Origin of the sequence: Propionispora hippei DSM 15287 (assembly GCF_900141835.1) — a bacterium.
GTDB classification, from domain to species: domain Bacteria; phylum Bacillota; class Negativicutes; order Propionisporales; family Propionisporaceae; genus Propionispora; species Propionispora hippei.
In genome coordinates, this window is sequence record NZ_FQZD01000006.1 from 212,488 (window position 1) to 237,830 (window position 25,343).

At 48.5% G+C, this 25,343-nt stretch carries 21 protein-coding genes, 1 tRNA gene and 1 riboswitch; of the genes, 21 read left to right on the forward strand and 1 reads right to left on the reverse strand.

Annotated features, from left to right (window positions below; all coding sequences use genetic code 11):
• Window positions 1–36 precede the first annotated feature (36 nt).
• From F3H20_RS04390 to F3H20_RS04485, 20 genes are all read left to right on the forward strand, one after another.
• The gene (locus tag F3H20_RS04390) at window positions 37–2,229 is read left to right on the forward strand and encodes an FtsK/SpoIIIE family DNA translocase (RefSeq protein ID WP_223191601.1); all 2,193 of its coding nucleotides are present in this window, start codon (window positions 37–39) and stop codon (window positions 2,227–2,229) included.
• A gap of 217 nt (window positions 2,230–2,446) precedes the next feature.
• Window positions 2,447–3,199, forward strand: a complete 753-nt coding sequence (locus tag F3H20_RS04395; RefSeq protein WP_149733734.1) for a helix-turn-helix domain-containing protein — start codon at window positions 2,447–2,449, stop codon at window positions 3,197–3,199.
• 44 nt (window positions 3,200–3,243) lie between these two features.
• Window positions 3,244–5,151 carry a YgiQ family radical SAM protein gene (locus F3H20_RS04400; RefSeq protein WP_149733735.1) on the forward strand — a complete coding sequence of 636 codons (1,908 nt, stop codon included), beginning with the start codon at window positions 3,244–3,246 and terminating at the stop codon, window positions 5,149–5,151.
• 170 nt (window positions 5,152–5,321) lie between these two features.
• Complete coding sequence (locus tag F3H20_RS04405; protein ID WP_149733736.1) at window positions 5,322–6,356, forward strand: ABC transporter substrate-binding protein; 1,035 nt, start codon at window positions 5,322–5,324, stop codon at window positions 6,354–6,356.
• A gap of 39 nt (window positions 6,357–6,395) precedes the next feature.
• Window positions 6,396–7,724 (forward strand): 30S ribosomal protein S12 methylthiotransferase RimO, encoded by a 1,329-nt coding sequence (gene rimO / locus F3H20_RS04410; protein ID WP_149733737.1) that lies wholly within the window; start codon window positions 6,396–6,398, stop codon window positions 7,722–7,724.
• A 133-nt stretch (window positions 7,725–7,857) separates the two neighbouring features.
• The gene (locus F3H20_RS04415; protein ID WP_149733738.1) at window positions 7,858–9,099 is read left to right on the forward strand and encodes a competence/damage-inducible protein A; all 1,242 of its coding nucleotides are present in this window, start codon (window positions 7,858–7,860) and stop codon (window positions 9,097–9,099) included.
• 32 nt (window positions 9,100–9,131) lie between these two features.
• Window positions 9,132–10,715, forward strand: coding sequence for a DEAD/DEAH box helicase (locus F3H20_RS04420; RefSeq protein WP_223191602.1), 1,584 nt, complete (start codon window positions 9,132–9,134; stop codon window positions 10,713–10,715).
• 146 nt (window positions 10,716–10,861) lie between these two features.
• Complete coding sequence (gene recA / locus F3H20_RS04425) at window positions 10,862–11,899, forward strand: recombinase RecA (RefSeq protein WP_223191603.1); 1,038 nt, start codon at window positions 10,862–10,864, stop codon at window positions 11,897–11,899.
• The gene (locus tag F3H20_RS04430) at window positions 11,889–12,335 is read left to right on the forward strand and encodes a regulatory protein RecX (protein ID WP_149733740.1); all 447 of its coding nucleotides are present in this window, start codon (window positions 11,889–11,891) and stop codon (window positions 12,333–12,335) included. The genes recA and F3H20_RS04430 overlap by 11 nt, the downstream gene beginning before the upstream one ends.
• Before the next feature lie 247 nt (window positions 12,336–12,582).
• Window positions 12,583–14,100 carry a ribonuclease Y gene (rny, locus tag F3H20_RS04435; RefSeq protein WP_149733741.1) on the forward strand — a complete coding sequence of 506 codons (1,518 nt, stop codon included), beginning with the start codon at window positions 12,583–12,585 and terminating at the stop codon, window positions 14,098–14,100.
• A 373-nt stretch (window positions 14,101–14,473) separates the two neighbouring features.
• Window positions 14,474–14,992, forward strand: coding sequence for a hypothetical protein (locus F3H20_RS04440; protein ID WP_149733742.1), 519 nt, complete (start codon window positions 14,474–14,476; stop codon window positions 14,990–14,992).
• A 177-nt stretch (window positions 14,993–15,169) separates the two neighbouring features.
• A complete protein-coding gene (locus tag F3H20_RS04445) occupies window positions 15,170–15,430 on the forward strand; it encodes a stage V sporulation protein S (RefSeq protein WP_054260323.1) in 261 nt (86 codons plus the stop codon).
• 189 nt (window positions 15,431–15,619) lie between these two features.
• A complete protein-coding gene (locus F3H20_RS04450; protein ID WP_149733743.1) occupies window positions 15,620–17,122 on the forward strand; it encodes a leucyl aminopeptidase in 1,503 nt (500 codons plus the stop codon).
• Window positions 17,122–17,949, forward strand: a complete 828-nt coding sequence (locus F3H20_RS04455) for a PHP domain-containing protein (RefSeq protein WP_149733744.1) — start codon at window positions 17,122–17,124, stop codon at window positions 17,947–17,949. Before F3H20_RS04450 ends, F3H20_RS04455 begins: the two co-directional genes overlap by 1 nt.
• Window positions 17,950–18,129: 180 nt before the next feature.
• On the forward strand, window positions 18,130–18,402 hold the full coding sequence (locus F3H20_RS04460; protein WP_149733745.1) for a translation initiation factor 2: 273 nt from the start codon (window positions 18,130–18,132) through the stop codon (window positions 18,400–18,402).
• 68 nt (window positions 18,403–18,470) lie between these two features.
• Window positions 18,471–19,298 carry an Asp23/Gls24 family envelope stress response protein gene (locus tag F3H20_RS04465; protein WP_149733746.1) on the forward strand — a complete coding sequence of 276 codons (828 nt, stop codon included), beginning with the start codon at window positions 18,471–18,473 and terminating at the stop codon, window positions 19,296–19,298.
• Between the two features lie 11 nt (window positions 19,299–19,309).
• Window positions 19,310–19,669, forward strand: coding sequence for a DUF3870 domain-containing protein (locus tag F3H20_RS04470; protein ID WP_223191604.1), 360 nt, complete (start codon window positions 19,310–19,312; stop codon window positions 19,667–19,669).
• Between the two features lie 71 nt (window positions 19,670–19,740).
• A riboswitch (cyclic di-AMP (ydaO/yuaA leader) is annotated at window positions 19,741–19,883 on the forward strand.
• A gap of 48 nt (window positions 19,884–19,931) precedes the next feature.
• Window positions 19,932–20,528 carry a 3D domain-containing protein gene (locus F3H20_RS04475; RefSeq protein ID WP_394349559.1) on the forward strand — a complete coding sequence of 199 codons (597 nt, stop codon included), beginning with the start codon at window positions 19,932–19,934 and terminating at the stop codon, window positions 20,526–20,528.
• A 65-nt stretch (window positions 20,529–20,593) separates the two neighbouring features.
• Window positions 20,594–21,313 carry an alpha/beta hydrolase gene (locus tag F3H20_RS04480; protein ID WP_149733747.1) on the forward strand — a complete coding sequence of 240 codons (720 nt, stop codon included), beginning with the start codon at window positions 20,594–20,596 and terminating at the stop codon, window positions 21,311–21,313.
• A gap of 313 nt (window positions 21,314–21,626) precedes the next feature.
• A complete protein-coding gene (locus tag F3H20_RS04485) occupies window positions 21,627–22,076 on the forward strand; it encodes a DMT family transporter (RefSeq protein ID WP_149733748.1) in 450 nt (149 codons plus the stop codon).
• A 177-nt stretch (window positions 22,077–22,253) separates the two neighbouring features.
• On the opposite strand, the gene F3H20_RS04490 is transcribed toward F3H20_RS04485, so the two are convergent.
• Window positions 22,254–22,330 (reverse strand) — tRNA-Val (locus F3H20_RS04490).
• Window positions 22,331–22,863: 533 nt separating this feature from the next.
• Here F3H20_RS04490 and F3H20_RS04495 point away from each other — a divergent pair.
• On the forward strand, window positions 22,864–25,200 hold the full coding sequence (locus F3H20_RS04495; RefSeq protein ID WP_188128193.1) for a sigma-54-dependent transcriptional regulator: 2,337 nt from the start codon (window positions 22,864–22,866) through the stop codon (window positions 25,198–25,200).
• The last annotated feature ends 143 nt before the right edge of the window (window positions 25,201–25,343 follow it).

The window sequence follows — 25,343 nt, forward strand, 5'->3', positions numbered from 1 at the left end:
TATAAGCGTAGAAAAAACTACGGAGAGGTGGTTTTTTTGCCTAAACTCTCAGACTTGAAACCAGAAACAAGATACGAGTTACTGGGTATTTTGCTGTTCACCGCAGGAGTGCTGGCCTTCATCAGTCTTGCCGGCTTACATACAGGACCGTTCGGTTTGTTTATGGCAAAAGTCCAGCGTTATATGTTTGGCATCGGAGCCTTGGCTTTGCCGGTGGTGCTGGTGGCAATCGGGTCCCGTTATGTCTGGACGCAAATGGCAATCGACTTTTCTTTGAAGTTTTGGGGATTGTCGTTTTTATATGTACTGGCCTTAACGATTTTTCATCATTTTAAAATTCCGCCGGGACAGGAAATATTGCCGGAGAGCCTGGTGGCCGGCGGTGGCCTGCTGGGCGGAATGCTGCTGTTTTTTTTGCGGAAGCTGTTGGGGACGGACGGCTCGCTGGTGGTCTTGATCGGTCTGGCCGTTTGTGCCATTATTGGTACAACTACCTGGTCGTTGCAGCGGACCCTATGGCTTGCCAAACAGAAGGCCGGTGACAGTCTGGATAGCGCCCGGGAAGCCATTGCCGCTGCCAGGGAAACCCTTGTGGAAAAAATGGTCCGGACTGATGAGGAAGAACCGGCGGCAGTCAGCGCCGGGAAATATAACGCTCGCTCCCGGTCTTTTTACAATCAGGAACAGGATGTCTTTAAACTGTCCCGCCAGGATACTCCGGTCACACCGGAGCCTGTTATGAATTTTGCGCCGGACGAACCGGTGATGGAGATAAAAAGCGAGAAACGGGAAATTACTAGATATAGCCTGCCGCCGCTGTCTATACTAAAACGGGTGGTTAAAACCAAACAACCCAAGCCCTCCAAAGAAATCACCGATAATGCGCAAATTCTGATTAATACACTGGATAGTTTTGGCGTAAGCGCCAGAATGATCAATACCTGTCAGGGGCCGGCGGTCACCCGCTACGAACTGGAGCCGGCGCCCGGCGTCAAAGTAAGCAAAATTGTCGGCCTGGCTGACGATCTCGCTCTGAAACTGGCGGCTACAGGAGTCCGTATTGAGGCGCCGATCCCGGGCAAAGCGGCAATCGGCATTGAAGTGCCGAATAAGGATATTGCCGGTGTCCATTTGCGGGAGGTCCTGGAAAGCGAGGAAATTAAAAAGGCGTCATCCAAATTGACTGTGGCACTGGGCAAGGATATTGCCGGACAGGCGATCTGGGCCGATCTGGCGAAGATGCCCCACCTCCTGGTGGCGGGCGCTACCGGCTCCGGTAAGAGCGTGTGTATTAACACGTTGATAACCAGCATTCTGTTCCGGACAACACCCTCGGAGGTCAAGTTTATTTTAATTGATCCCAAAGTGGTGGAACTGTCCAATTATAACGGTATACCACATCTGATGACGCCGGTGGTGACTGATGCCAAAAAGGCGGCTTCCTCCCTGAACTGGGCGGTGCAGGAGATGGAACGGCGATATGCCGTATTTGCCACTGCCGGGGTACGGGATATCGGACGCTACAATGAAACGGTTGACGGCGAGGGTCTGCCGCTGATTGTGATTATCATTGACGAATTGGCGGATTTGATGATGGCTGCTCCGGTCGATGTGGAGGATGCCATCTGCCGTCTGGCCCAAAAAGCACGGGCTGCCGGACTGCATTTGGTGCTGGCGACCCAGCGGCCCTCGGTCGATGTTATTACCGGCACCATCAAGGCGAACGTACCTTCCCGGATTTCCTTCGCCGTGTCTTCTCAGATTGATTCCCGGACTATCCTGGATATGGCCGGTGCCGAGAAACTGCTGGGCAAAGGCGATATGCTGTTTTACCCGGTTGGTGCCCCGAAACCGCTTAGAGTGCAGGGGGCCTTCATTTCCGATGGTGAAGTGGAAGAACTGGTAGACTATATTAAACGGCAGGCTGAACCGGAGTATACGGAAGGAATTACCACTTGTGAGGGGCAACAGGCCGGCGTTGAGAAAGAACAGGCAACGCTGACGGATGAGTTGCTGGAAGAAGCCGTCCGGATGGTGTTGGAAACAGGCCAGGCTTCCGTGTCCATGCTGCAGCGGAAATTCCGTATCGGCTACACCCGGGCGGCTCGCCTGATCGACACGATGGAGGAAATGCGCATTGTAGGACCGAATATGGGCAGCAAAGCCCGTGAAATTTTAATGACTTCCGATCAAATTTATGCACGTTACTTTAATCAGGAAAATCAATAGGGCGTGTTTTCAAACTAATGGAATGGTCCATGGCGAGTGAGTTTTGCGCCAGCAAGGCAAAATTTTGTAGGAATAATGGCCCTTATTTCAAAAAATTTAACGAAGTATGGCCCAAAAAAGCACCGTCAGGGAACGTTGCGGATAGCTGAAAGCTGAAAGCACGTCTGGTTCCCTGGCACGGGATATCCTGCCAGTATGATATAAGGAGGAAACGTACATGCAGCAAGTGGGGGATATATTACGCTCCGAACGCGAAAAAAAGGGGCTGACGGTTAAGGACATTGAGTCGGCAACCAGTATCAGGGCGTTGTATATACAGGCAATTGAAGACGGGGAGTTCAAGGTCATTCCCGGTGAGGTCTATCTAAAGGGGTTCATTCGCAATTATGCTAATTATTTGGGATTAAACGGTCAGGAAATGGTTGACTTATACCGGCAAAGTCAGGCTCCGGCCAGCGTGACGCCGGAAACGGCCGCGGAAGTGAAAGCGGCGACCACCCCTTCGCCCTCGGCTGATACTGAGCCGAAAAAGACCAAGTCCTCGTATACCTGGGTTGTGATTCCGCTGGTGGCCGTTTGCCTGCTTGGTGCCGTGTGGTGGTTTATCGGCGGCGAGGGAAAGCCGGAAAGTCAGCCGCTGCCGGATGCCCCTAAGCAATCCCAGTCGGCGCCGGCTAAGCCGGCACCCGCCGCGCCTGTCACACCGGCCGCTCCGGTGCCGCAAACCGCTCCCGTTATGGTGACGGCTCAGTTTTCTGACGAATGCTGGCTGACAGTCATTGCCGACGGTAAGGAAATCTTTGAAGGTATTCCTAAAGCCGGCGAGTCAATGAGCTGGCAGGCACAAAAGACTTTGGTCGTAAAATTAGGCAACGCCGGCGGTGTAGATTGGGTATATAACGGCCAGCCGGTGGGGAAACTTGGGAAAAAGGGTGAAGTGGTGACTAAGACGTTTGCCGCTAAACAATAAAAGCCTATTTAGGCTTTTTTATTTTTATTTTGGAGAGATGGTTTATGAAGGAAAATTTTCTGCCGATTTCAATGGATGAGATAAGAAAACGTGGCTGGTCAGAGCTTGACTTTATTTTGGTATCCGGCGACGCCTATGTTGATCATCCCAGCTTTGGGCCGGCTATTATCGGGCGGCTGCTGGAAAAGCATGGCTTTAAAGTAGGCATTATCGCCCAGCCTGACTGGCGCTCCACTACCGATTTTAAAAAATTGGGCAAACCGCGGCTGGGTTTTTTGGTTACGGCCGGTAATCTGGATTCCATGCTGAATAAGTTTACCGCTGCCAAGAAATACCGCAGCAGCGATTCCTATTCACCGGGGGGAGCAGCCGGGCGGCGGCCGGAACGGGCTACCATCGTATACTGCAATCGCATCCGTGAGCTGTCCAAGACAGTGCCGCTCATTATCGGCGGCATCGAAGCCAGTCTAAGACGGTTCAGCCATTACGACTATTGGTCGGATCAGGTGCGGCGCTCCATTCTGGTGGACTGCCGGGCCGATCTGCTGATCTATGGCATGGGTGAAAAACAGGTGATTGAGATTGCCCGCCAGTTGGAGCAGGGGTTGGCGGTCAAAGATATCCGTGATGTCCGGGGTACCTGTTATCGTACCGAAAACCTGGACCATCTGTGGGATTATTGTGAAATCCCGGGGCACGAGGCAGTCAGCACGGATAAGAAGCGCTTTGCCGCCGCCTTTAAAACCCAGTACCAGGAGCAGGATCCTATCCGGGGCAAGACGCTGGTCCAACCCTGCAGCGAGCAGTATGTTGTGCAAAACCCGCCGGCTCTGCCATTGTCCGCTGTCGAAATGGACGAAATTTATGATTTGCCGTATCAGCGCACCTGGCATCCGGCTTATGATGCGGCAGGCGGCGTACCGGCCATTCAGGAAGTAAAATTCAGTATTGTCAGCCACCGCGGCTGTTTCGGCGGCTGTTCGTTCTGTGCCATTGTTTCTCATCAGGGACGTATCATTCAAAGCCGTAGCCGGGAGTCCATTCTGGCTGAGGCGAAAGCGATTATTGCGTTGCCTGATTTCAAAGGCTACATTCACGATGTGGGCGGCCCGACAGCCAACTTCCGGCTGCCTTCCTGCCGTCATCAGGCCGAGCGGGGAACCTGCAAAGGCCGCCAGTGTCTGCATCCTTTCCCCTGTAAGGAAATTCAGTCCGATCATTCCGAGTATTTGGATCTGCTAAGGGATTTACGAAAGCTGCCGGGGGTAAAAAAGGTATTTATCCGTTCCGGTCTGCGTTATGATTACTTAATGACAGGCAATAATAAAGAATTCTTGCGCGAATTATGCGAACATCATGTCAGCGGGCAACTGAAAATCGCGCCAGAGCACATTTCAACCAAGGTGACCCGCCTGATGGGCAAGGCTGATAAATCAGTCTATCTGGCGTTTATGCGGGCCTATCAGAAAATGAATCAGGAACTGGGGAAAGAGCAGTATCTGGTGCCTTACTTTATGTCCAGCCATCCCGGCGCAGGCTTGAAGGAAGCGGTAGAACTGGCTGAATTTATCCGCGACCTGGGATATCATCCGGAACAGGTGCAGGATTTTATTCCTTCGCCGGGCAGTTTGTCCACTTGTATGTATTATACCGGTCTCCATCCATTGACCGGCGAAGCGGTCTATGTGGCCAAAGACCCCCATGAGAAAAAACTGCAGCGCGTACTGCTGCAGTATCGGGACCCTAAAAATTACGCACTTGTTCATGAAGCGCTGGTCAAAGCCCAGCGGCAGGACTTGATCGGTTATGACCCTAAGTGTCTGATCCGGCCGCCTCGTCCGGCGACCGCTAGAAACAAGCCGGCCATTTCGGGATCGAACGGCCGTTCACTTCGTTCCGGCAGTCCGGCGACCCACCGTAAGAAAACGGGAAAGCAGCAATCCCGCAAATAAAACGGCCATTTTTGGTCAACGAGCGAAGCAGGTTGATCCGAAGCGGCGGTTATTAAACTTGAGAAAAAGCCGTTGTCCAGGGTGTCTTGGTAGGATTTTTTTCTTGCATGACGAAAGAATAAAGGGTATAGTTATATTGTTTTGTATTTAAGTTAACTTGGAGGTAAATTATGCGACGTTATCTATCGGTCCTGTTTGTTTCCTATCTGCTGATTATCGCCGTAGTATCGGGCAGTACCTATCTGACCGGACAGGCCGGTAAACAACAGGCCAAAGATATCAAAAGTATTACCGTATATACTTCCTTACCACTGGAGCAGATAGAGCCGCTTGCGCAGGACTTTGAAAAATCACAGGAAATACGAGTCAACATCGTGCCGCTGTCCGAGGCCGATCTGTTAGTGCGGGCAAACAGCCAGAAAGAGAAGCCCCAGGCCGATCTGATTTTGGCGAACCGAGCACTATTAGAGCAGGCTAAGGCAGCCAATTTGTTGATGCCATATACATCGGAGCAGTTGGATATTATTCCGGCCCGGTTCATTGACAAGGATAATTTTTGGACAGGTATCTGGTACGATCCCATCGTATTTGTCGCAAACCAGGATTTTTTGAAAAAAATGCCTCAGCCTCCGGCTAAGTGGTCCGATTTAACCAAGGTCAACACTGTCCGGGTGGGCATAACGGATTTTCTGGCCTCAGAATCATCGGCCAACCTGCTGTATACGCTGATGTCCAATCAAGGTGAGCAGCAGACCTTAACCTTTTTGAAGCAGCTTCATCCACAAATCGTTCAATATGCCAAATTCTTAGCTACACCGGTGCGTATGGCCGGGCTGGGTGAAGTGGATATTGCCATTGCGGTGCAAAGCGAAGCCATGCGCTATCTAAAAGACAGTTTTCCTCTAACCATTATTCATCCGGAAGAGGGGACGGCTTATTTGCTGACCGGTGCCGGGCTGGTTAATGGCGCGCCACAGCAGGCAGAAGCCAAGCTGTTTATCAACTGGCTGACGCAGGACAATGCTCAGGCCGCTTTGCAAAGAAACAAACTGTATTTTGTACCTACCAATCCGGAAATTCCGGCTTATAAAAGCTATGATACCAAGAATCTAAAACTGCTGGAAAACAAGCTGGTAAATCAGGACCAGCAGAAACAGCTCTTGGATAAATGGGTGCAAACCGTGCGTTTGAATACAAAACAATAACTACTTTATTATGCTTGTGTGAGTTTAGGAGGAACGTTCATGCTAAAAGCCGGGTTTGTCAGCCTAGGCTGTGCCAAAAATCTTGTAGATACCGAAGTGATGCTGGGAATGCTGTCGGCCGGACAGATTGAAATTATCGACGAGCCGTCCGAGGCGGATATTTTAATTGTCAACACCTGCAGCTTTATAGACTCAGCCAAGGAAGAGTCGATTTCCACCATCTTACAGATGGCCGACTATAAAAAAACAGGCAAATGTCGCGGGCTAATCGTGGCGGGCTGCCTGGGGCAACGGTACCGGGAAGACCTCTTGCAGGAATTGCCGGAAGTGGATGCCATTGTCGGCACCGGTGCCTGGCACCGGATTAATGAAGCCGTCGAGGCCGTTTTGCAGGGCCAGCGGGTACTGCTGGTGGACGCAACCAATACGATTTACGATGAAACCATGCCGCGAATTAATGCCACCCCCTTTTACAGTGCTTATGTAAAAGTGGCGGAAGGCTGCAGCAACTGCTGTTCCTATTGCGTCATTCCCCAGGTGCGCGGGTCTTTTCGCAGCCGGCCGGTGGAGTCTGTCGTTGGCGAAGTCCGCGCTTTAGCGGCGCGGGGCATTAAGGAGATAAATTTAATTGCCCAGGATACAACCAGCTATGGCCGGGACTTATACGGCAAAGCATATTTGGATACACTATTAAAAGAGCTTATTAAGATTGAGGAGATTGTCTGGATCCGCTTATTGTATTGTTATCCGAACTACTTTACCGATGAAGTGATTGAACTGATTGCAACGGAGCCCAAGATTTGCAAATATATTGATTTGCCGCTGCAGCACGTCCATGACGATATCTTAAAGGCCATGTACCGTAAAGACAGCCGCAGTGATCTGGAAACCTTGCTGGCCAAATTGCGCCGGCGCATTGCCGGTGTGGCCATTCGAACCTCTTTTATTGTCGGTTTTCCCGGCGAGACGGAAGAACATTTTGCGGCGCTGAAGCAGTTTATGGCCGAGCAAAAATTTGACCGGGTCGGCATCTTTACCTATTCACGTGAAGACGGGACGGCTGCTGCCGTGTTGCCCGGACAGGTTCCGGAAGAAGTGAAAGAGGAGCGGTATCATCAGTTAATGGCCTTGCAATGCCAGATTTCGGAGCAATTAAACCGCAATCTGGAAGGACAGGTGCTGGACATTCTGGTGGAAAGCATCGACGAACAGACGCCGGGCACAATAGCAGGACGTTCGTATCGTGAAGCCCCCGATGTGGACGGAAAGGTATTTGTGGAGAATGCCGCCGGTGTAAAGATCGGTCAGTTTATTAAGGCAAAAGTGGCGCAGGGCTTTACGTATGATGTGGTGGCGGAAAAACTGTAAGGCGATCTACTTATAGTGGGCGGCTCTGTCCTGCTATTTTCTTTTGCTTATTTTGTAAGGGAATTTTTTCTACTAATAGGGTTTGCCGCTTGTTGGCCGTAGCTGACACGGCTGATTGTGAGGAGGTAGTATTATGATTCTGGAAATAGTAACTACCGGAACCGAATTATTGCTGGGACAAATTTTCAATACCAATGCGCCTTATCTAGCGGAAAAACTCAATGAAATGGGCTTTGACGTGGTGTACCAGACCACGGTTGGCGATAACCGGGAAAGAATGGCTCACGTTTTACAAACGGCGCTGGAACGGGCCGATATTGTGATCACTTCCGGCGGTATGGGGCCCACGCAGGGTGATATTACGAAAGAAGTGACGGCAAGCCTGTTTAACCGTGCCATGTATGTCCATGAGCCCAGCCTGGAACGCATCCGTACGCTCTTTACCCGTCGCCAGATGGCCATGCCCCAAAGCAATGAACGGCAGGCGATGATCCCCGAAGGAGCCATCGTTGTGGACAATGACTGGGGAACGGCGCCGGGAGTTATTCTGGAAGACGGCGGCAAGACCATTATCAATCTTCCCGGGCCGCCGCGCGAATTGGAAAGCATGTTTTCTCACGCCATTGCTCCTTATCTGGCCAAGCGTTATGGCGGCCAGGGAACCATTGTTTCCCGGGTTCTCCATACATATGGCATCAGTGAATCGGCCCTGGAAGAACGCATCAGCGACTATATCACGAAACAGACCAACCCGACGCTGGCTCTGCTAGTCCGGCCGGGCGGCGAAATTATTGTACGCCTTACGGCTAAAGCGGCGGATAAGCCGTCCGCTACCGCTTTAATTGCCAAATTGGAGGAAGAATTGCGCCAACAGATTGGCGAATATATATTCGGCGTGGACGGCGTGAGTCTGGGCGAGGTTGTCGGCAAGGCTCTCATGGAGCGAAAACTTAAAATCTCTTTAGCCGAATCCTGCACCGGTGGTCTGGTTACCAGCCGGATTACCGACGTGCCTGGTAGTTCAAGCTATCTTTTGGGCTCGGTGGTATGCTATGATAATAGCATAAAAATCTCTCAGGTTGGTGTGGCTGAAGCCACCCTCAGGGAATATGGCGCAGTGAGCTATCAGACGGCCCTCCAGATGGCCGGCGGCATCCGCCACCGGTTTGGCTCTGATCTTGGCGTAGGCATCACTGGCATTGCCGGTCCCGGCGGTGATACCAGCGACAAGCCGGTCGGACTGGTTTATGTGGCCATTGACGGGCCGCGCGGCAGTGAACATTATAAATTCAATTTCAGCGGTGAACGGACGTACATCAAAGAGCGTACGGCCTATACCGTGCTGAATCTGATAAGAAAATATTTAGAAACATAGAAGTACTATGAAAGTACTAAGGAGGATACACATTGAAAGATAATAATGGTTTATTTGGGGATATTCAATTAAGTAAGAAACTTTACTCCGCCGTTGCGGAGATGGGCTTTGAGGAGCCTTCGCCTATCCAGTCCAAAACCATACCGTTGGTTTTGGAGGGACATGATGTCATTGGTCAGGCTCAGACAGGCACCGGCAAAACAGCCGCTTTCGGCATACCCATAATGGAACGGATTACCGACAGCCGGCAAATTCAGGCGCTGGTGCTTACTCCCACCCGCGAACTAGCCATCCAGGTATCGGAGGAGCTGGCCAAGATTGGCAAATTCCGCCGCATAAAAACGCTGCCCATTTATGGCGGCCAGTCAATTGACCGGCAAATCCGGGCCTTGCACTTTGGCGTGCAGGTGGTTATCGGCACCCCAGGCCGTCTGCTTGACCACATCCGCCGCAATACTATCAAGCTGAACTCCGTAAAAATGCTGGTGCTGGATGAAGCCGATGAAATGCTGGATATGGGCTTTGTCGATGACATTGAAGCCATTTTGCAGAACATTCCTGCCGAAGATCGCCAGACCCTGCTATTTTCCGCCACTATGCCCAAACCGATTGCCACTTTGGCCGCCAAGTATATGAAAACGCCCAAGACGGTTACCATCAGTAAGGAACAGTTGACAGTGCCGCTCATTGATCAGATTTATTATGAAACCAGGGATAAGCTGGACGGTTTGTGCCGGGTTCTCGATCTGGAAGATGCCGACAAACTGATTATCTTTTGCCGGACCAAACGTGGCGTCGATGATCTGGTGGCATCGCTGCAGGGCCGGGGCTTTATGGCTGACGGACTGCACGGCGATTTAAGCCAATCTCAGCGCGACAAGGTTATGAAAAAATTCCGGGACGGCAAACTGGAAATCCTGATTGCCACCGATGTGGCCGCCCGGGGTCTTGACATTGATCATGTGACCCATGTTATTAACTACGATATACCGCAGGACCATGAGTCCTACGTGCACCGGATCGGCCGTACCGGGCGGGCCGGTAAGAAGGGTATAGCCATTACCTTTATCGGCCCCCGCGAGTACCGCCAGTTGAAACTGATCGAGAATCTGGCCAAAACCCGGATTATCCGTAAACAGCTTCCTTCGCCGGCCGATGTGCTGGAACGTCAGAGAGACCTTCTGAAGGGGCGGATCAACCGTATGGTTGAGCAAGGTGGTTTCAGTGACTATCACACTATCGTATCGGAGCTGGCTACCGACTATGATCCGCTGGATATTGCTGCCGCTGCGTTAAAATTATTCCAGGAAGGCTTTAAAGAGAAACCGGACAGTGAGGATTCGACGCCGAATTTCGCCAACACCGGCGGTCAGCCAGGCATGGTGCGGCTGTTTATCAATGCCGGCAAGGCGCAGAAAATACGGGCCGAGGATATTGTACGGACCATTGCCAGCGAAGCCGATATTCAGGGTAGCCGGATCGGCGTGATCAACATTTATGAGAAATTCACCTTTGTCGAGGTGCCGGAGGATGTAGCCGAACGGGTTATTTCGGTTATGCATAAGAACACCATCAAGGGTTATAAAGTGAATGTGGAACCGGCCAAGGGCCGTTAACCAAAGAAGAGGGCTGCGGCTCTCTTTTTTTGGGCTTTGTCTGTGGCAACGGTAGAAATCCGATGTCAGGGCTTCGCAGGCAATACTTGACAAATCGAACAGATGTTTGTAGAATAAAAGTATTAGTAGGAGAGAGGATGTGCCGCATGGATAAATTGAAGGCGATCGAGAGTGTACTTAAACAGGTAGAAAAGGATTTTGGCAAAGGGGCGATTATGAAGCTGGGTGAGGCGGCGGCCAAAATGAATGTGGAAGTCATCCCCACCGGTTCGATTGCACTGGATGCGGCTTTGGGGGCTGGCGGCGTTCCCCGGGGCAGAGTCATCGAAATATACGGCCAGGAGTCTTCCGGCAAGACAACGGTGGCACTGCACGTGATTGCTCAGGCCCAGAAGGCTGGCGGTTTTGCTGCATTTATTGATGCCGAGCATGCCCTGGATCCGGTATACGCCAAGAAACTGGGCGTTGATATAGACAATCTGCTTATCTCTCAGCCTGATAACGGCGAACAGGCGCTGGAAATTGCCGAGGCGCTGGTGAGAAGCAATGCGATTGACGTTGTGGTAGTGGATTCGGTAGCTGCTTTGGTGCCTAAAGCGGAAATCGACGGTGATATGGGCGACTCCCATGTCGGCCTGCAGGCGCGTCTTATGTCACAGGCCCTGCGGAAACTGACCGGGATCATCAGCAAATCGCGGACTACGGCTATTTTTATCAACCAGATCAGAGAAAAGGTCGGCGTCATGTTTGGCAATCCGGAAACGACCACCGGCGGTCGGGCGCTGAAATTCTACTCTTCGGTACGTCTGGAAGTAAGAAAAGGCGAACCGCTCAAGCAGGGCAATGACATCGTCGGCACCCGTACCAAGGTAAAAGTCGTTAAGAATAAAATCGCGCCTCCTTTCAAACAGGCGGAATTCGATATTATGTATGGCGAGGGGATTTCGCGTGAAGGCGGCATCGTTGATCTTGGCAGTGAGATGGATATCATCAATAAGAGCGGTGCCTGGTACTCCTATGGGGATAACCGTCTGGGACAGGGCAGGGAAAACGTCAAAGAGTTTATGAAAGAGAATCCGGCCATAGCCGCTGAAATTGAAACCAAGATCCGGGAGCGGCTTGGGCTGTCGGCGGTCAAGGTAACGGTGCCGGATGAGGTGGAGGAAATAAGCGGTGCCGAGTAAACGGAATGCGCTGCAGCAGGCGGTGTACCTGCTGTCCCGCCGGGATTACAGCCGGCAGGAGCTGATACGCCGTCTGAATCTTGGCCGCTATGAGCCGGAGGATATTGAGGCTGCTGTGGAACGGGTCAGTGCGCGGGGCTATCTCAATGACGCTGCCTTTGCCCGGAATCTGTACGAGCAGCTCAACCGGACCGGGCGGTACGGAATCCGGGCCATCCGGTTCAAGTTGGCCCAAAAGGGGCTTACCGAGGCGATGATCAGTGAGATTACCGGCGACTATGATTTCGAGGAAGAATATGAGCGGGCCTTGCGGCTGGTTGCAGCCAGGTTTGACAGTCCGCCCACAGGGGAGCAAAAGCAAAAAACAGCTCGTTTTTTGTCGGCGCGAGGCTTTGCCGATTCGACGATTGGCAGGGTTTTTTCACAATTTGAATAAGTTGAACGTAATTGCATATATTTTAAAGTTTGGCTAACTTGACACTAAATTCAAAAAGCTTTACAATTAAGTTGCTTGATCTTTCAGCTACCGTAGATTTGGCCGAACTTTTAAGAGTCCTTTTGCTATAGGGGAAGCAAATAGGTGAAGAAACTTTTAAAAGCCGAGTAAACATTGCTCGGCTTTACCCTTATCAAAAATACACACAAGGAGGTGGAAAACCATCGACATTTTTGAAGTCATTCTGATAGCCGTCATTGCAGGATTTGTGGGTGCCGGAATTGGCTATGTCATACGCAAAAAGATCGCCGAAGCCAAAATTGTCTCAGCCGAAGAAGCTGCTAAAAAGATACTGGAAGACGCAGAACGGACCGGCGAAGCGAAAAAGAAAGAAGCGTTAGTCGAAGCCAAGGAAGAAATTCACAGACACCGCAGTGAACTGGAACGTGAAACCAGGGAACGTCGTACGGAACTGCAACGGCTGGAAAGAAGATTATTACAAAAAGAAGAGAATCTTGACCGGAAAATAGACTCTCTCGAGAAAAAAGAAGAAATTCTTAGTCGTAAAGAGGCTGAGTTAGATAAAAGTCAAGAAAAAATTAATGATTTATACGCGAAGCAACTGGCTGAGTTGGAAAGACTGTCCGGTTTGTCTTCCGAAGAAGCCCGCACCTTACTGCTGGCTAACGCACAGGAAGAAATCAAACACGAAACAGCGATGATGATTAAGGAACTGGAGCAACAGGCAAAAGAGGAAGCGGACAAGAAGGCCCGCGAGATTATTTCCTTGGCAATACAGCGGTGTGCTGCCGACCATGTGGCGGAAACCACTGTATCGGTTGTAGCATTGCCTAACGATGAAATGAAAGGCCGGATTATTGGCCGTGAAGGGCGCAATATCCGTACTTTGGAAACACTGACCGGTATCGACCTTATTATTGACGATACACCGGAAGCCGTTATCTTGTCAGGTTTTGATCCCGTTCGCCGGGAGGTTGCCCGGATTGCTCTGGAAAAACTGATTACCGATGGCAGAATTCATCCTGCCCGGATTGAAGAAATGGTGGAAAAAGCCCAAAAAGAAGTGGAACAAAAAATCAAAGAAGCCGGTGAGCAGGCTACTTTTGAAACGGGCGTACATGGACTGCATCCGGAAATCATCCGCTTGTTAGGACGTTTGAAGTATCGTACCAGCTACGGACAGAATGTACTTAAGCATTCTATTGAAGTGGCCCATCTGGCCGGGGTTATGGCCGCCGAACTGGGTGTCGACGTTATGCTGGCGAAACGGTCCGGCTTATTGCATGACCTTGGTAAAGCTGTGGACCACGAAGTAGAAGGCCCCCATGTCACGATCGGGGCTGACTTGGCTAAAAAGTACCGGGAATCGGCTGAAGTGATCAACGCAATTGCCGCTCATCACGGGGATGAGGAACCGAAGACGGTTCAAGCAGTATTGGTAGCTGCTGCTGATGCTGTATCTGCTGCCCGTCCTGGGGCGCGGAGGGAAAGTCTGGAAAGTTATTTGAAACGGTTAACGAGACTGGAAGAAATTGCGGAAAGTTTTGAAGGTGTTGAGAAATCTTTCGCCATTCAAGCCGGTCGCGAAATACGCATTATGGTTAAACCGGATAGAATTGATGATTTGACTTCTGTTCGTATGGCACGGGACATAGTGAAGAAGATTGAAAGCGAACTAGAGTATCCCGGTCAGATTAAAGTTACCGTCATCCGTGAAACACGGGCGGTTGATTACGCTAAATAAGTAAACTCAAACGACCTCTTGCAGGGGTCGTTTTTAATTTTTCCAGTGGTCTATCTGCTTTGAAGTGCAAATTGGAAAGGGAAAGACGAAGGAGGCCGCATAGAAAACATATGCAAATCGATGGTAACGAGGCCTGCGAAATAAGATCTGTAAAGAAATTATGGCTTCAGAAAATTTGACGCTCTGAGTCCTCTTTCCAGTAATTGAAACTATGGAAAAGAAGGATTTACTCATTACTTAGAGAATAATTTATTACATTGCATGATGAATTACAGTGAGCTGGCTTGCTTCTTTCTCTAAATGGCTATCAACTGGTAGCTGTCATGTTCTCATAGCTTTTATTTTATATGATGGAGTGGACGGTGACCTTACAATGCCAAAATATCGGCAAGATGATGAACAAATTTCCGACGGTGTGAACTTACTTATTTCGATTCTGGTGCGTTATCCCGAGATTGGAACGATAAATTTTGATCCGCGGCAGGATTCCTTGAAGATGACTTTTTTGCTGTCATCCATTCCCTCGCCGCAGGAATTTTCCGCCTTGGAACAGGTGCTGCTGAACAGTATGCTGGCCTATCATATGCTGGAAGGCGTTAGTGTGACGACAGCGGAGATTCAACTGAACAAGTATGATCAGGTGGCTATGGTGACCATTCTTCGCGATGTGCATACGCTGTCTAAGGGTGAGATTGCCTTGATGATCACACTGCTTAGAGAAAGGCTAAAGGACCGGCTGATTACCGATCATAATGAAGCCATGCTGGAGGAAGACCTCTTAATTCAGGAAGAGCTGATTGACAACATGCTGCAGAGCATGAAGCAAAAAGAAATTGTCCAAAGCTTAATCGGTATCCGCGAGGATGGACGTGTACTGGTGTTTAACAAGTAGCGGCCCGCTTTGACAGGAATCAGAAAACGGGTGTATTTTTCTAAATGCTTCCGTTTTTTCGCTTTGTTAAATTTATAAAATATTTCCAAATAAAAAAGGAATTATTTGGTCAGGTAACGAATACCACATAAAATAGGACTTTAACTTTGCGTTTTAATTAAAGGAGGGTACTTAAACATGGAAGTCTTGAAGGTATCAGCAAAATCCAATCCTAATTCCGTAGCAGGCGCCTTGGCTGGAGTGCTTAGAGAACGTGGTGGTGCAGAGATTCAGGCCATCGGTGCGGGCGCTCTCAATCAAGCAGTTAAAGCAGTAGCAATTGCAAGAGGTTTTGTAGCTCCTCATGGTGTTGATCTCATCTGCATCCCTGCCTTTACCGATATCCTGATTGACGGAGAAGAACGTACCGCCATGAAATTGATCGTAGAGCCGCGCTAATAGTTAATATGAGTAAAACCTGTTCTGTTGAACAGGTTTTACTGTTTTATCTTTGCAAAATATGGCATACTATTCTATATAGCCGGGTGTTGGGGAAAGAAACCTGACGGTGATTTTCTTCACCTTGTGGCAACGCAACAGGCCATTGTGGAAGCACACCGGTCGAACTGACGCTATGGGAGTGAGACGATGCATATCTACGTGGAAATAAAAGAGCAGCTGGGGCAAGCGGCTTGTGATAGCCTGGTTGTCGGGCTGTACCAGGATATGAAGGTAAGTGGCTCGTATCTGGAGGAAATTGATAAGGCCCTGGCAGGCTATGTCACTGAACTGCTCAGCCGCCAGCCGAAATGCAGTGAATTTGGTGAGATCCATTCATTCTATACCTGCGGGAAAATAGCAGCTAAACATATTATTTTCATTGGTCTGGGCAATAAAGAGAAACTGACGGCCGGGAAAATCCGCCAGGCGGCGGGAACGGCTATCCGGGCGGCCCAAAAGGCCAATGCCCGGCGGGTACTGACTACCTTGTACCGGAGAGAAGAGACCCTGCCTGGCGCGGTACAGGCGATGGTAGAAGGCAGCTTGCTCGGCTTATACAGCTTTGACTATTACAAGACGGAGAAAAAGGCTAAGGAAGAAGTCTGTGTCACGGAATTAGGCCTGCTGGCCGGGGGCCAGACGGATATTGCCAAGCTTAGCCTTGCCATGGAAAAGGCACAAATCATTGCGGAAAGCATAAGCCTGGCCCGGGATTTGGTCAATCATCCCGGTCAGGTCATGACTCCCAGCAAAATGGCCTGGCATGCGTCTCAGATCGCGAAGGAAGGCCGGATGGAGCTTACTGTACTGGATAAAGGCGCCATGGAGAAACAGGGCATGCATGCTTTACTGGCGGTGGCTCAGGGCAGTGTACAGCCGCCGGCGTTTATCATACTAAAATATACGGGCAATAAAAAAAGCAGCAGCTATGTTTCTTTTGTCGGAAAGGGAATCACCTTCGACAGTGGTGGTATTTCGTTGAAACCGAGCGAAAATATGGGGGACATGAAGGGCGATATGGCCGGCGGCGCCGCCGTATTGGCTGCCATGTACGCTATTGGCCGGCTGGGTCTGCCGGTTAATATTCTTGCTTTGGTGCCCTGTACGGAAAATATGCCGTCCGGCTCGGCCGTAAAGCCCGGAGATGTGATTTCCTCTCTTGGCGGCAAAACCATTGAGGTCGTCAATACCGACGCCGAAGGCCGGTTGATTCTGGCCGATGCCGTTGCCTATGCGGTAAAACAGAAGACTGAGAAAATCATTGATCTGGCTACGCTGACCGGCGCCTGTGTCGTAGCGTTGGGCAATGTTGCCTCCGGGCTTATTACCAATCAGCCTGAATGGTGCAATCAGGTCAAAGCAGCCGCGGCTGCTGCCGGAGAAAAAGTGTGGGAAATGCCCCATTTTGAGGAATATGAGGAACAAATCAAGAGCGATATTGCCGACTTGAAAAATTCCGGCGGCAGAATGGCCGGTATGATCACGGCAGGACTGTTTATCGGTCATTTTGTGGAAGCTATTCCCTGGGTTCATATGGATATTGCCGGTACTTCGGATACGACAAAGGCTAAGGGAGACCAGACTAAAGGCGGTACGGGTGTGGGAGTGCGTACGCTGGTAGAGTTGGCTTATAGCCTGGCTGAGGCTTGATGAAGGCTGACTTACATATTCATACTACCGCTTCCGATGGCCGCTATACTCCCATTGAAATTTTACGGCAGGCACGGGAAGCCGGCTTACGCTATATTGCCATTACCGATCATGACACGGTAGACGGACTTTTATTGCTGGAACAGCAGGAAAGCTTAGCACCGGACGACGCATTGACGCTGATTTCTGGCATTGAATTCAGCACCGATCTGCCCGGCCATGAAGTTCATATCTTAGGCTATCATATTGATATTCACCAACCTGAGTTAAGAGAGCAACTGACGCTGTTGACTCAAAGCCGCCGGACGCGTACCCGGCGTATTATTGAAAAGCTGGTAGCCCTTGGGTTTGATATTACCTATCAGGAGGTGCTGGACATTGCCGGAACGGCGACCTCCATCGGCCGGGCCCAGATATCAAGGACACTGGTGGCCAAGGGCTACTTCCCTAGCGTCGGTGACGTGTTTGAGAAACTTTTAGCCACGGGAGGACCGGCCTACGTCCCCCATGACAAGCTTTCTCCGGCCCGTGTGATTGCTTTGATCAAAAAGGCCGGTGGTGTGGCTGTATTGGCTCATCCGGGGCTGGTTGGCGATGACCAGGTTGTCCTGGCAGTCATCCAGGCTGGTATTGATGGGCTAGAAGTGTACCATCCCAGACATGACGACGAACAGACAGAACAATACCTCGCCTTGGCCCGGCGCCACCGGTTGCTTATTACCGGCGGGTCGGACTTTCACGGGATTCCCGGTCGTTTTCCTGAGACGCTGGGTATTGTTGCTGTACCGGCGTCGTTGGCTGAAAATCTTTGCTCCCCGAGGGGGTAGTAGCCCACCTACGCTGAAATTGCAATAACTTCACGGATTTTTTCTGCAAGACTGTTGCTGTCGTCGACTTACCTATTACCGTTAGGTGCGCCTTCGCCGTCTTCTCTTTGCGGAAAAATCCCTGTAATTTAATTTGCACTTTCAGGATTGGTGGACCACTAAGATTTCAGGAGGATGCTAATGGATACAGAAGTCAGCCTCATTACAGACTTGAAGGCTCGCATCAGCGAGTTGGAGGATAAGGTCGAGGCACTCCGGCTAAGCCGGCGGGTGCTAATGAACTTGCTTGACTTGCTGGAACGAGAAAAAAGTGAACAATTGTCAAAGCTGGCACTGCAAAATGAGAAACTGCTACGGAATAACACCCGGTATGCGCGTAAACTTATGCATTACACTACGCGCATAACCGAGTTAGAACGGCAAGTGCAGAACAATTTCCATAGGCCCACTTGACAACACCTTGGAAGGTGTTTATTTTTTATGTATAGAGAATTTTTAAGAGCAGGCTTGGAGGGCAGTCAGTGGATGTAATTGCGTTAGTGGGACCGAGTGGAACCGGTAAGAGTCATCGTGCGCTCATCGTGGCACATGAGCATGCCGCGGATGCCATCATTGATGATGGTATTTTGATAAAAGACAGTAAAATTATCGCCGGCTATTCGGCAAAGAAAGAGCCGAGCAAGATTAAAGCCGTACGGCGGGCCATCTTTATGGAGGCCGAGCACGCCGAAAAGGTGCGGGCTGCCATTGCCGAAGTACGGCCGTCCCGTATTTTGGTCCTGGGTACTTCGGAAAACATGGTGCAGAAAATCGTCGATGCCTTGCAATTGCCGGCGATCAGCAAGACTATTTTAATTGAGGACATTGCTACGAAAGCCGAGATCGCCAAAGCGAGGGAAAGCCGCCTGAAAGAGGGGAAACATATCATACCGGTACCGACCATTGAATTGAAACCTCATTTTTCCGGCTACATGATTGACCCTTTGGAAATATTCTTTAAGAAGCCCCAGGCCAAACGGCGAAATAAGCTGGGAGAAAAGTCGATTATCCGTCCTACTTTTAGCTATTATGGTAAGCTCTTGATTTCCGATGCGGCCATCGCTTCGATTGTCGATTTTGTAGCAACCAATAATACCTCAATTAGTAAAACCGGGCAAATTCATATAAAAAATTCCCATGACCGGGAGACAGGCATATCCATCTCGCTGGATGTTACCGTCCGGTACGGGAGTGTGCTCCGGGAAGTGGTCTATGATGCCCAGTACCGGATAAAGAGTATGGTTGAGTTTATGACCGGTCTATTGGTCAAGGATGTCAATATAGCGATCAAACGGTTAAGCATAGAATAAGACATTTGGTGGTGTTTATCCTGAGTAAAATATTGTGTGATGATCTGGTTTTATTTTCCGGTTATGCCAAATTGCCAATTGGCATAACCGCCAATGAGATATATAAGGTTGTGGGAATTGTCGTCCTGGTGAAGGTTGCGACAGGTGAAATTGTGGAGGCCGACTGTACATTGGCTACTAAACTGGCCAGAAGGCATATTGCGGACTCGTTGGTCGGCTACAGCCTGAAGGACGGAGTGGATGAACTGGTACATTTGATTGACCGGATTTATCAGGGCGGCGCTAAAAAGTCGTTAATTACGACGCTCCGGATTATTTTTGACAAATACCGCAGCTATACCGAAGAACACCATGTACAGCCTGCCGAATAAGCCCTAACTGTTTTATACGGCGATCTAGACCAAAGCACGGACATTGACAGGCGGGAAAGCTTGGATTATTATAATATATAATGCCGAATCCTTATAGGTACGGGGGGACCACTAGATATACAGGGGTGAATCCGGTTATCCGGAGGGGTTCTCTATTCCTTCTCTTTTACCCTAACCCGACAGCTAACCTCGGAGGCAGAAGCCGCAAGGGATATTGCCCTGGTATTTTTCATGGCAGTTAGCTTGGGGCGAGTAAAGAGAGGTGGTACGATTGAGGAGATTTTTCCTTACAGCAGTGTTCGTCTGTATACTGCTTGCCGTACATGCCGTTGTGTTTGCCGCGCCGGGAGACACGGCGCTCAAAGTGGGCATGCGCGGTGATGACGTACAGGTATTGCAGAAACTGTTGACTGATGCCGGGTTTTATCAGGGGCCTATTGACGGAGTGTTTGGCAACGGCACGCTCCGGGCGGTTACGGAGTTCCAGATCAGCAACGGCTTGGCTGTGGACGGAGTTGCCGGCAGCGAAACCTTTGCTTATCTGAATCGTGGCGGCACCGGTTCGGATACCAGCCGCTACAGCCGTTCAATCAGCATGCGGGCCTCCGGCTATAGTGCGTTTGATCCCGGTAATTCCAGTTATACAGCTCGTGGTACTCAATTGCGCAAGGGCCTAGTTGCAGTGGATCCCAATGTGATTCCCTTAGGAACCCGTTTATACATACCAGGATATGGATATGCTATCGCCGATGACACAGGTGGAGCAATTCGTGGTAACGTAATCGATTTAGCGTTTGACAGTCATGCCGATGCCCTGCGGTTTGGCAGGCAGCAGGTAACTGTATACATTATTGATTGACAGGCTGGTGCCTGTTTCTTTTTTTTATTAATTTTATTAAACAAGCCGGAAAGAAGGGGACATGTATGAAGTCCATTGCGCTTATTCAGGCCAATGCGCAATTACCTGTTGTAGTACACGAAGGTACTGCCGATCAGGTACTAATTATTTGTCATGGTTTCCTCGGTTCCAAAGAGGGCGGCGGCCGGGCGGTTGCCTTGGCGGAGGAAGTTGTGAAACTGGGTTTGTCGGTGGTACGTTTCGATTTTACTCCTCTTGGCCCATTGACGCAGCAAATTGATGAACTGGCGGCAGTGGCGGCGTTTGTTCGGCACGAGATCGGCAGCAGGCTGGTGCTCCTGGGACGCAGTATGGGCGGCAGTGCGGCGTTATCCTATGCCGCAACACAGCCGGAAGGAATCAGCGGGCTGTGCCTGTGGGCGACACCATCAAATCTGGAAGAAACTTTCCGGCTGGCTTTACAGGAGAACTACCAACGGCTTTTGGCGGGGAAGACGGTACAGGTTACCGATTCCTATGGCCGGAACTCACTGACGGCTGACTTTGTCCGGGATTTTGCCGGCTATGATTTGCTGCAGGCTGCCCGTTTGCTTAAAGACATTCCTGTTCTTGTTCTTCATGGGACGCAGGATGAGACAGTTCCTTTTGTTCAGGCGGAAACCTTATACCAACAGCTCGGCGGCAGAAAGGAGTTGATTGCCGTACCGGGCGGTGACCATCAGTTGCACGCTTTTTACCGGGAAACGACAGCGGCCATATTGAAATGGATAAAATCGCTGCAATGAAGCATACTAGAAAAGCGCCCTAAACGGTAGTTGCAGGGCGCTTTTTTTAGCTATTGACTGGCTTAAGCTTTTAGCAAGCCTGGAGAAATGCTGATTTAATGAGCTTGCCAGTGGGGCGGGAGCTGTTTTCGGCTGGTAATCAAGCTTAACTTAGAGAATAGTTAAGTTCTTCAAGATCTACGATGCCGCCAGACGGCAAAAGTTTCGCCGGAATACCGCGTGAATAAATCAGCGTTCCCTCAAGGCAGTCGGCAGTAATGGCCGTCCGTTAGAGTTTAGGGCTGACCGGTCTTTTAAAAGGAGTGTATGCCGCGTGGATTTATCGAATAATATGCTGGCTTTGCTGCTGGCGCTTTTATCGGGCATATTTATGGCCATTCAAGGTTCGCTGAACGCGGTGCTGAGCAAGGTCATCGGTCTTATTGAAACCACTTTTGTCGTGCATTTCATTGGTACGGTCATTTTACTGCTACTCCTGTTTGTCTTTAAAATGGGCAAAGGCAGTCTGGCGGCCATGCCGGAAGCACCCTGGTATGTATACCTGGGTGGCGTGATCAGTGTGTTCATTATCTATCTGGTGGCTGCCAGCATACCCAAAGTCGGCATGGCTAACGCAACGACGGCCATTATCGTCGGACAGGTGCTGACGGCCATTATTATTGATCATTTCGGCGGCTTTGGCCTGGAGCCTATGGCCTGGGAATGGAATGACCTGGCCGGCCTGTTTTTGCTGGCTGTGGGCGCCTATCTGTTACTAAAATAGCGGTGATATCATAGATGGACTAAGCATTCGGTAAAGCGTGAATATTTTGCCGGTCATGCGGGTTAAATTGAATGGTTGATTAAAAGCCAATAGGGTATCGAATGCTATATTGAGGTAAAAAGACGAAGCAAAAAAAGCCACAAAAGCAATAAGCTTTGTGGCTTTTATATTTTAATATGGTGGGGTTAAAGGAACTCGAATCCCTGACCTCTTCGATGTCAACGAAGCGCTCTAACCAACTGAGCTATAACCCCTTAAGACATTTTATATTTTAGTATAAAATAAAGGATTTGTCAAGGACAATATTGCCTGGTACGCTAGGAGCCCTCCTTCTCTTTAGAAGCTAATATAGGAAAAAATGATTGCTTGGTTTTATCATTTCTAGTAAGATTACTTTAGACATTTATCAAAATAATTTTAATTTTTTGAGACTTTGGTGTCTGCGGTTTTGTGTGGCAAAAAATTTCCAGTTGTTTGTGTTCCAGCGGATGAGCTTACTATTTGTATATAGGTTGGTGAAGAATATATGGATCATCAGGTTGTATTAAAAAGAGAAGAGAAAGTATATTTACAACTGGAGACATTAACTTGCCAAATTGATGAACAGTCTGTGGGGCAGCAACGCCGGATTGGTTATGATGCCACAACCATCGGACAGTGTTTACATATCAGCAGAGCCAATACCAGCAAGGAATTGAATGAGTTATTTAAAGAAAACAAGTTATTAAAGATAAAAGGCAAGCCCGTGTATTATTTGCATAAGGGGATTATGGAAGAAAAGCTGGGCATGGTTTTTGCCGATAATACGTTTGAGGACACTGGGGCTTTTAAAGATTATGTTCTGCAGCAGCAAAACAAGAATAAGCCGGCTAAGGAAGCTATCCAGGAACAGAATAATAGCGTATTTAGCAGCTATATTGGTGCCGACGGTTCGTTGAAAACGCAAGTTGAACAGGCCAAGGCCGCTATTTTATATCCCCCTAACGGACTGCATACACTAATTACCGGTTCCACAGGCGTAGGCAAGACTACTTTTGCGGAAGCCATGTATAAATACGGAATAGAAACCAAGATATTTAAAGAGGATACACCTTTCGTCATTTTTAACTGCGCCGATTATACGGATAATGCACAATTGCTCTTATCCCATCTTTTCGGACATGTGAAAGGAGCTTTTACCGGAGCGGATAAGAATAAGGAAGGCCTGGTAAGCCGGGCGAATCAGGGAATCCTCTTTTTAGATGAAATTCATAGGCTGCCGCCGGAAGGGCAGGAAATGCTGTTTCTGATTATGGATAAAGGAATCTACCGCAAATTGGGCGAGACCGATCTTTATCATACGGTTAATGTCAGGATTATCGCGGCAACAACGGAGGACCCCAATACGGCCGTATTAAGTACTTTTCTCCGCAGGATACCGGTGATAATAAAAATGCCCGATTTAAGTGAGTTCACCCTACAGGAACGACAGGATTTTATTTATGAATTTTTTTCTAAAGAGGCTGAGCGAATCGGCACTCCGATTAAGGTTAATCACGAAGTGATACGGATACTTATGCTTTATGAATGCAATGCCAATATAGGGCAGTTGAAAAGCAATATACAACTTATCTGTGCAAAGGCTTTCCTTGAATATATAAGGTTTAAGCAGGAAATGATTATTGTAAAGTTGTCTCAACTATCCAGTCACATGAAGGACGGTATTTTTAAAATTAGTGAGTATAGGAAAAATATGACACAAAGTTTCAATAATACTTTGATAACTGATATTATTTTTGATTGTTCACAGGTAAATCAAAAAAATGAGACCTTTGTAGTATGTCAAGACAATAGTGTAAGTGATAATTTTTATAAAATCATAGAAAAAAGCTGGGAAAAGAGGGTTCATAGCAATTTACCGGAGAGCAAAATAGTACAGGAGTTAAATGATCAAATAGACAGCTACTTTCATAGTGTATTTTCCAAAATAAAAACCAGAAATTTTTATTATACCAAGGATGTCATAGCTAAAATAGTCGATGTAAAAATAGTCAATACAATCGAAAGGGTATTGAATGAGTCGAATTTGTTCGGTACAGATTATAATAAGAAAATATTGTATGCTCTGGCGCTGCATATAAATGCATTGCTGCATAGAATACACAGTGGACTGGTAAATTATATCGACAGTCAGAATAATGCTCATATGAACCATAAGGACGAATATGAGGTTGCAATAAAGTTGCGTAATGAGCTTGAAAATGAGTTTTATATCCAAATCCCCGACGCTGAAATTGCTTATTTAACTATGTTTCTTTATGCATTCCGCGAAGTAGGTATCAGAAAGAATATTGGTGTCATTGTCATAGCTCATGGCGATAATATTGCGACTGGAATGGCACGAGTAGCCAATCAATTGTTAGATACGGAGCATGCCCATGCCATTGATATGCCTTTAACCGCAAATATTAGAGAAATATATGAGAAAGTCAAAGAAAAAGTTAAGGAAGTGAATCGTGGCAAAGGGGTTTTGTTATTAGTCGATATGGGATCATTATTATCGTTTTCTCAAATGATAACAGAGGATACAGGTATAAAAACCGGCACCCTTGATATGGTTAGCACTGCCATTGTTATAGAAGCAACACGCAAGTCTTTGTTTTTACCCGATATAGATATAGAAGACCTGATAAGTGATATCAAAAATATCAAATCGGAAGAATATAACAAACGGGATATACAGGTTATCCTGGAAGCCGGGCATAACCAAACAAGAGATTTTTTTCAAGATAATATATTGAGAGTGCTCAATGAAACTTTGAGCTTTTTAGATGCAGAGAAGATATATCAGATGTTCGATCAGGTATTACATGAAATAGCGGTTACTATTGAATGTACTGTAGACGAAAGCTTGCGGATAAAATTTATTTTCCATTGTGCCTGTATGATCGAAAGGATTTTGCGTAATGCATCCTTAGAATACGATAAAACCTGTATAATCATGGAAGAAAATGAAAAGATGATGTTGCTGATCAAAGACAAATTTAAATTCATAGAAGAGTTTTTTGGTGTCTGTATTCCTGATGACGAATATGTTTTTATCTTTAGTATATTTGAAACGGTTGTAAAACACATAGAAGCATAATGGAAACACATTAAGACTGGTTGATGATAACCAGTCTTTTTATTATGTATGTAGTTTCATCCATATTAAAAAATAGAGCTTTTTGCTATAAGTTTTTGCCTGTCCAGTGCCGTTGCTGTTGGCTTGCTTATAGGAATTATGAG

Coding starts and splice junctions, on each gene's coding strand:
- F3H20_RS04395 (WP_149733734.1), top strand. CDS start 2,447: ATGCAGCAAGTGGGGGATATATTACGCTCCGAACGCGAAAAAAAGGGG.
- F3H20_RS04400 (WP_149733735.1), top strand. CDS start 3,244: ATGAAGGAAAATTTTCTGCCGATTTCAATGGATGAGATAAGAAAACGT.
- F3H20_RS04405 (WP_149733736.1), top strand. CDS start 5,322: ATGCGACGTTATCTATCGGTCCTGTTTGTTTCCTATCTGCTGATTATC.
- rimO (WP_149733737.1), top strand. CDS start 6,396: ATGCTAAAAGCCGGGTTTGTCAGCCTAGGCTGTGCCAAAAATCTTGTA.
- F3H20_RS04415 (WP_149733738.1), top strand. CDS start 7,858: ATGATTCTGGAAATAGTAACTACCGGAACCGAATTATTGCTGGGACAA.
- recA (WP_223191603.1), top strand. CDS start 10,862: ATGGATAAATTGAAGGCGATCGAGAGTGTACTTAAACAGGTAGAAAAG.
- F3H20_RS04440 (WP_149733742.1), top strand. CDS start 14,474: ATGCCAAAATATCGGCAAGATGATGAACAAATTTCCGACGGTGTGAAC.
- F3H20_RS04445 (WP_054260323.1), top strand. CDS start 15,170: ATGGAAGTCTTGAAGGTATCAGCAAAATCCAATCCTAATTCCGTAGCA.
- F3H20_RS04450 (WP_149733743.1), top strand. CDS start 15,620: ATGCATATCTACGTGGAAATAAAAGAGCAGCTGGGGCAAGCGGCTTGT.
- F3H20_RS04455 (WP_149733744.1), top strand. CDS start 17,122: ATGAAGGCTGACTTACATATTCATACTACCGCTTCCGATGGCCGCTAT.
- F3H20_RS04460 (WP_149733745.1), top strand. CDS start 18,130: ATGGATACAGAAGTCAGCCTCATTACAGACTTGAAGGCTCGCATCAGC.
- F3H20_RS04480 (WP_149733747.1), top strand. CDS start 20,594: ATGAAGTCCATTGCGCTTATTCAGGCCAATGCGCAATTACCTGTTGTA.
- F3H20_RS04495 (WP_188128193.1), top strand. CDS start 22,864: ATGGTTTTTGCCGATAATACGTTTGAGGACACTGGGGCTTTTAAAGAT.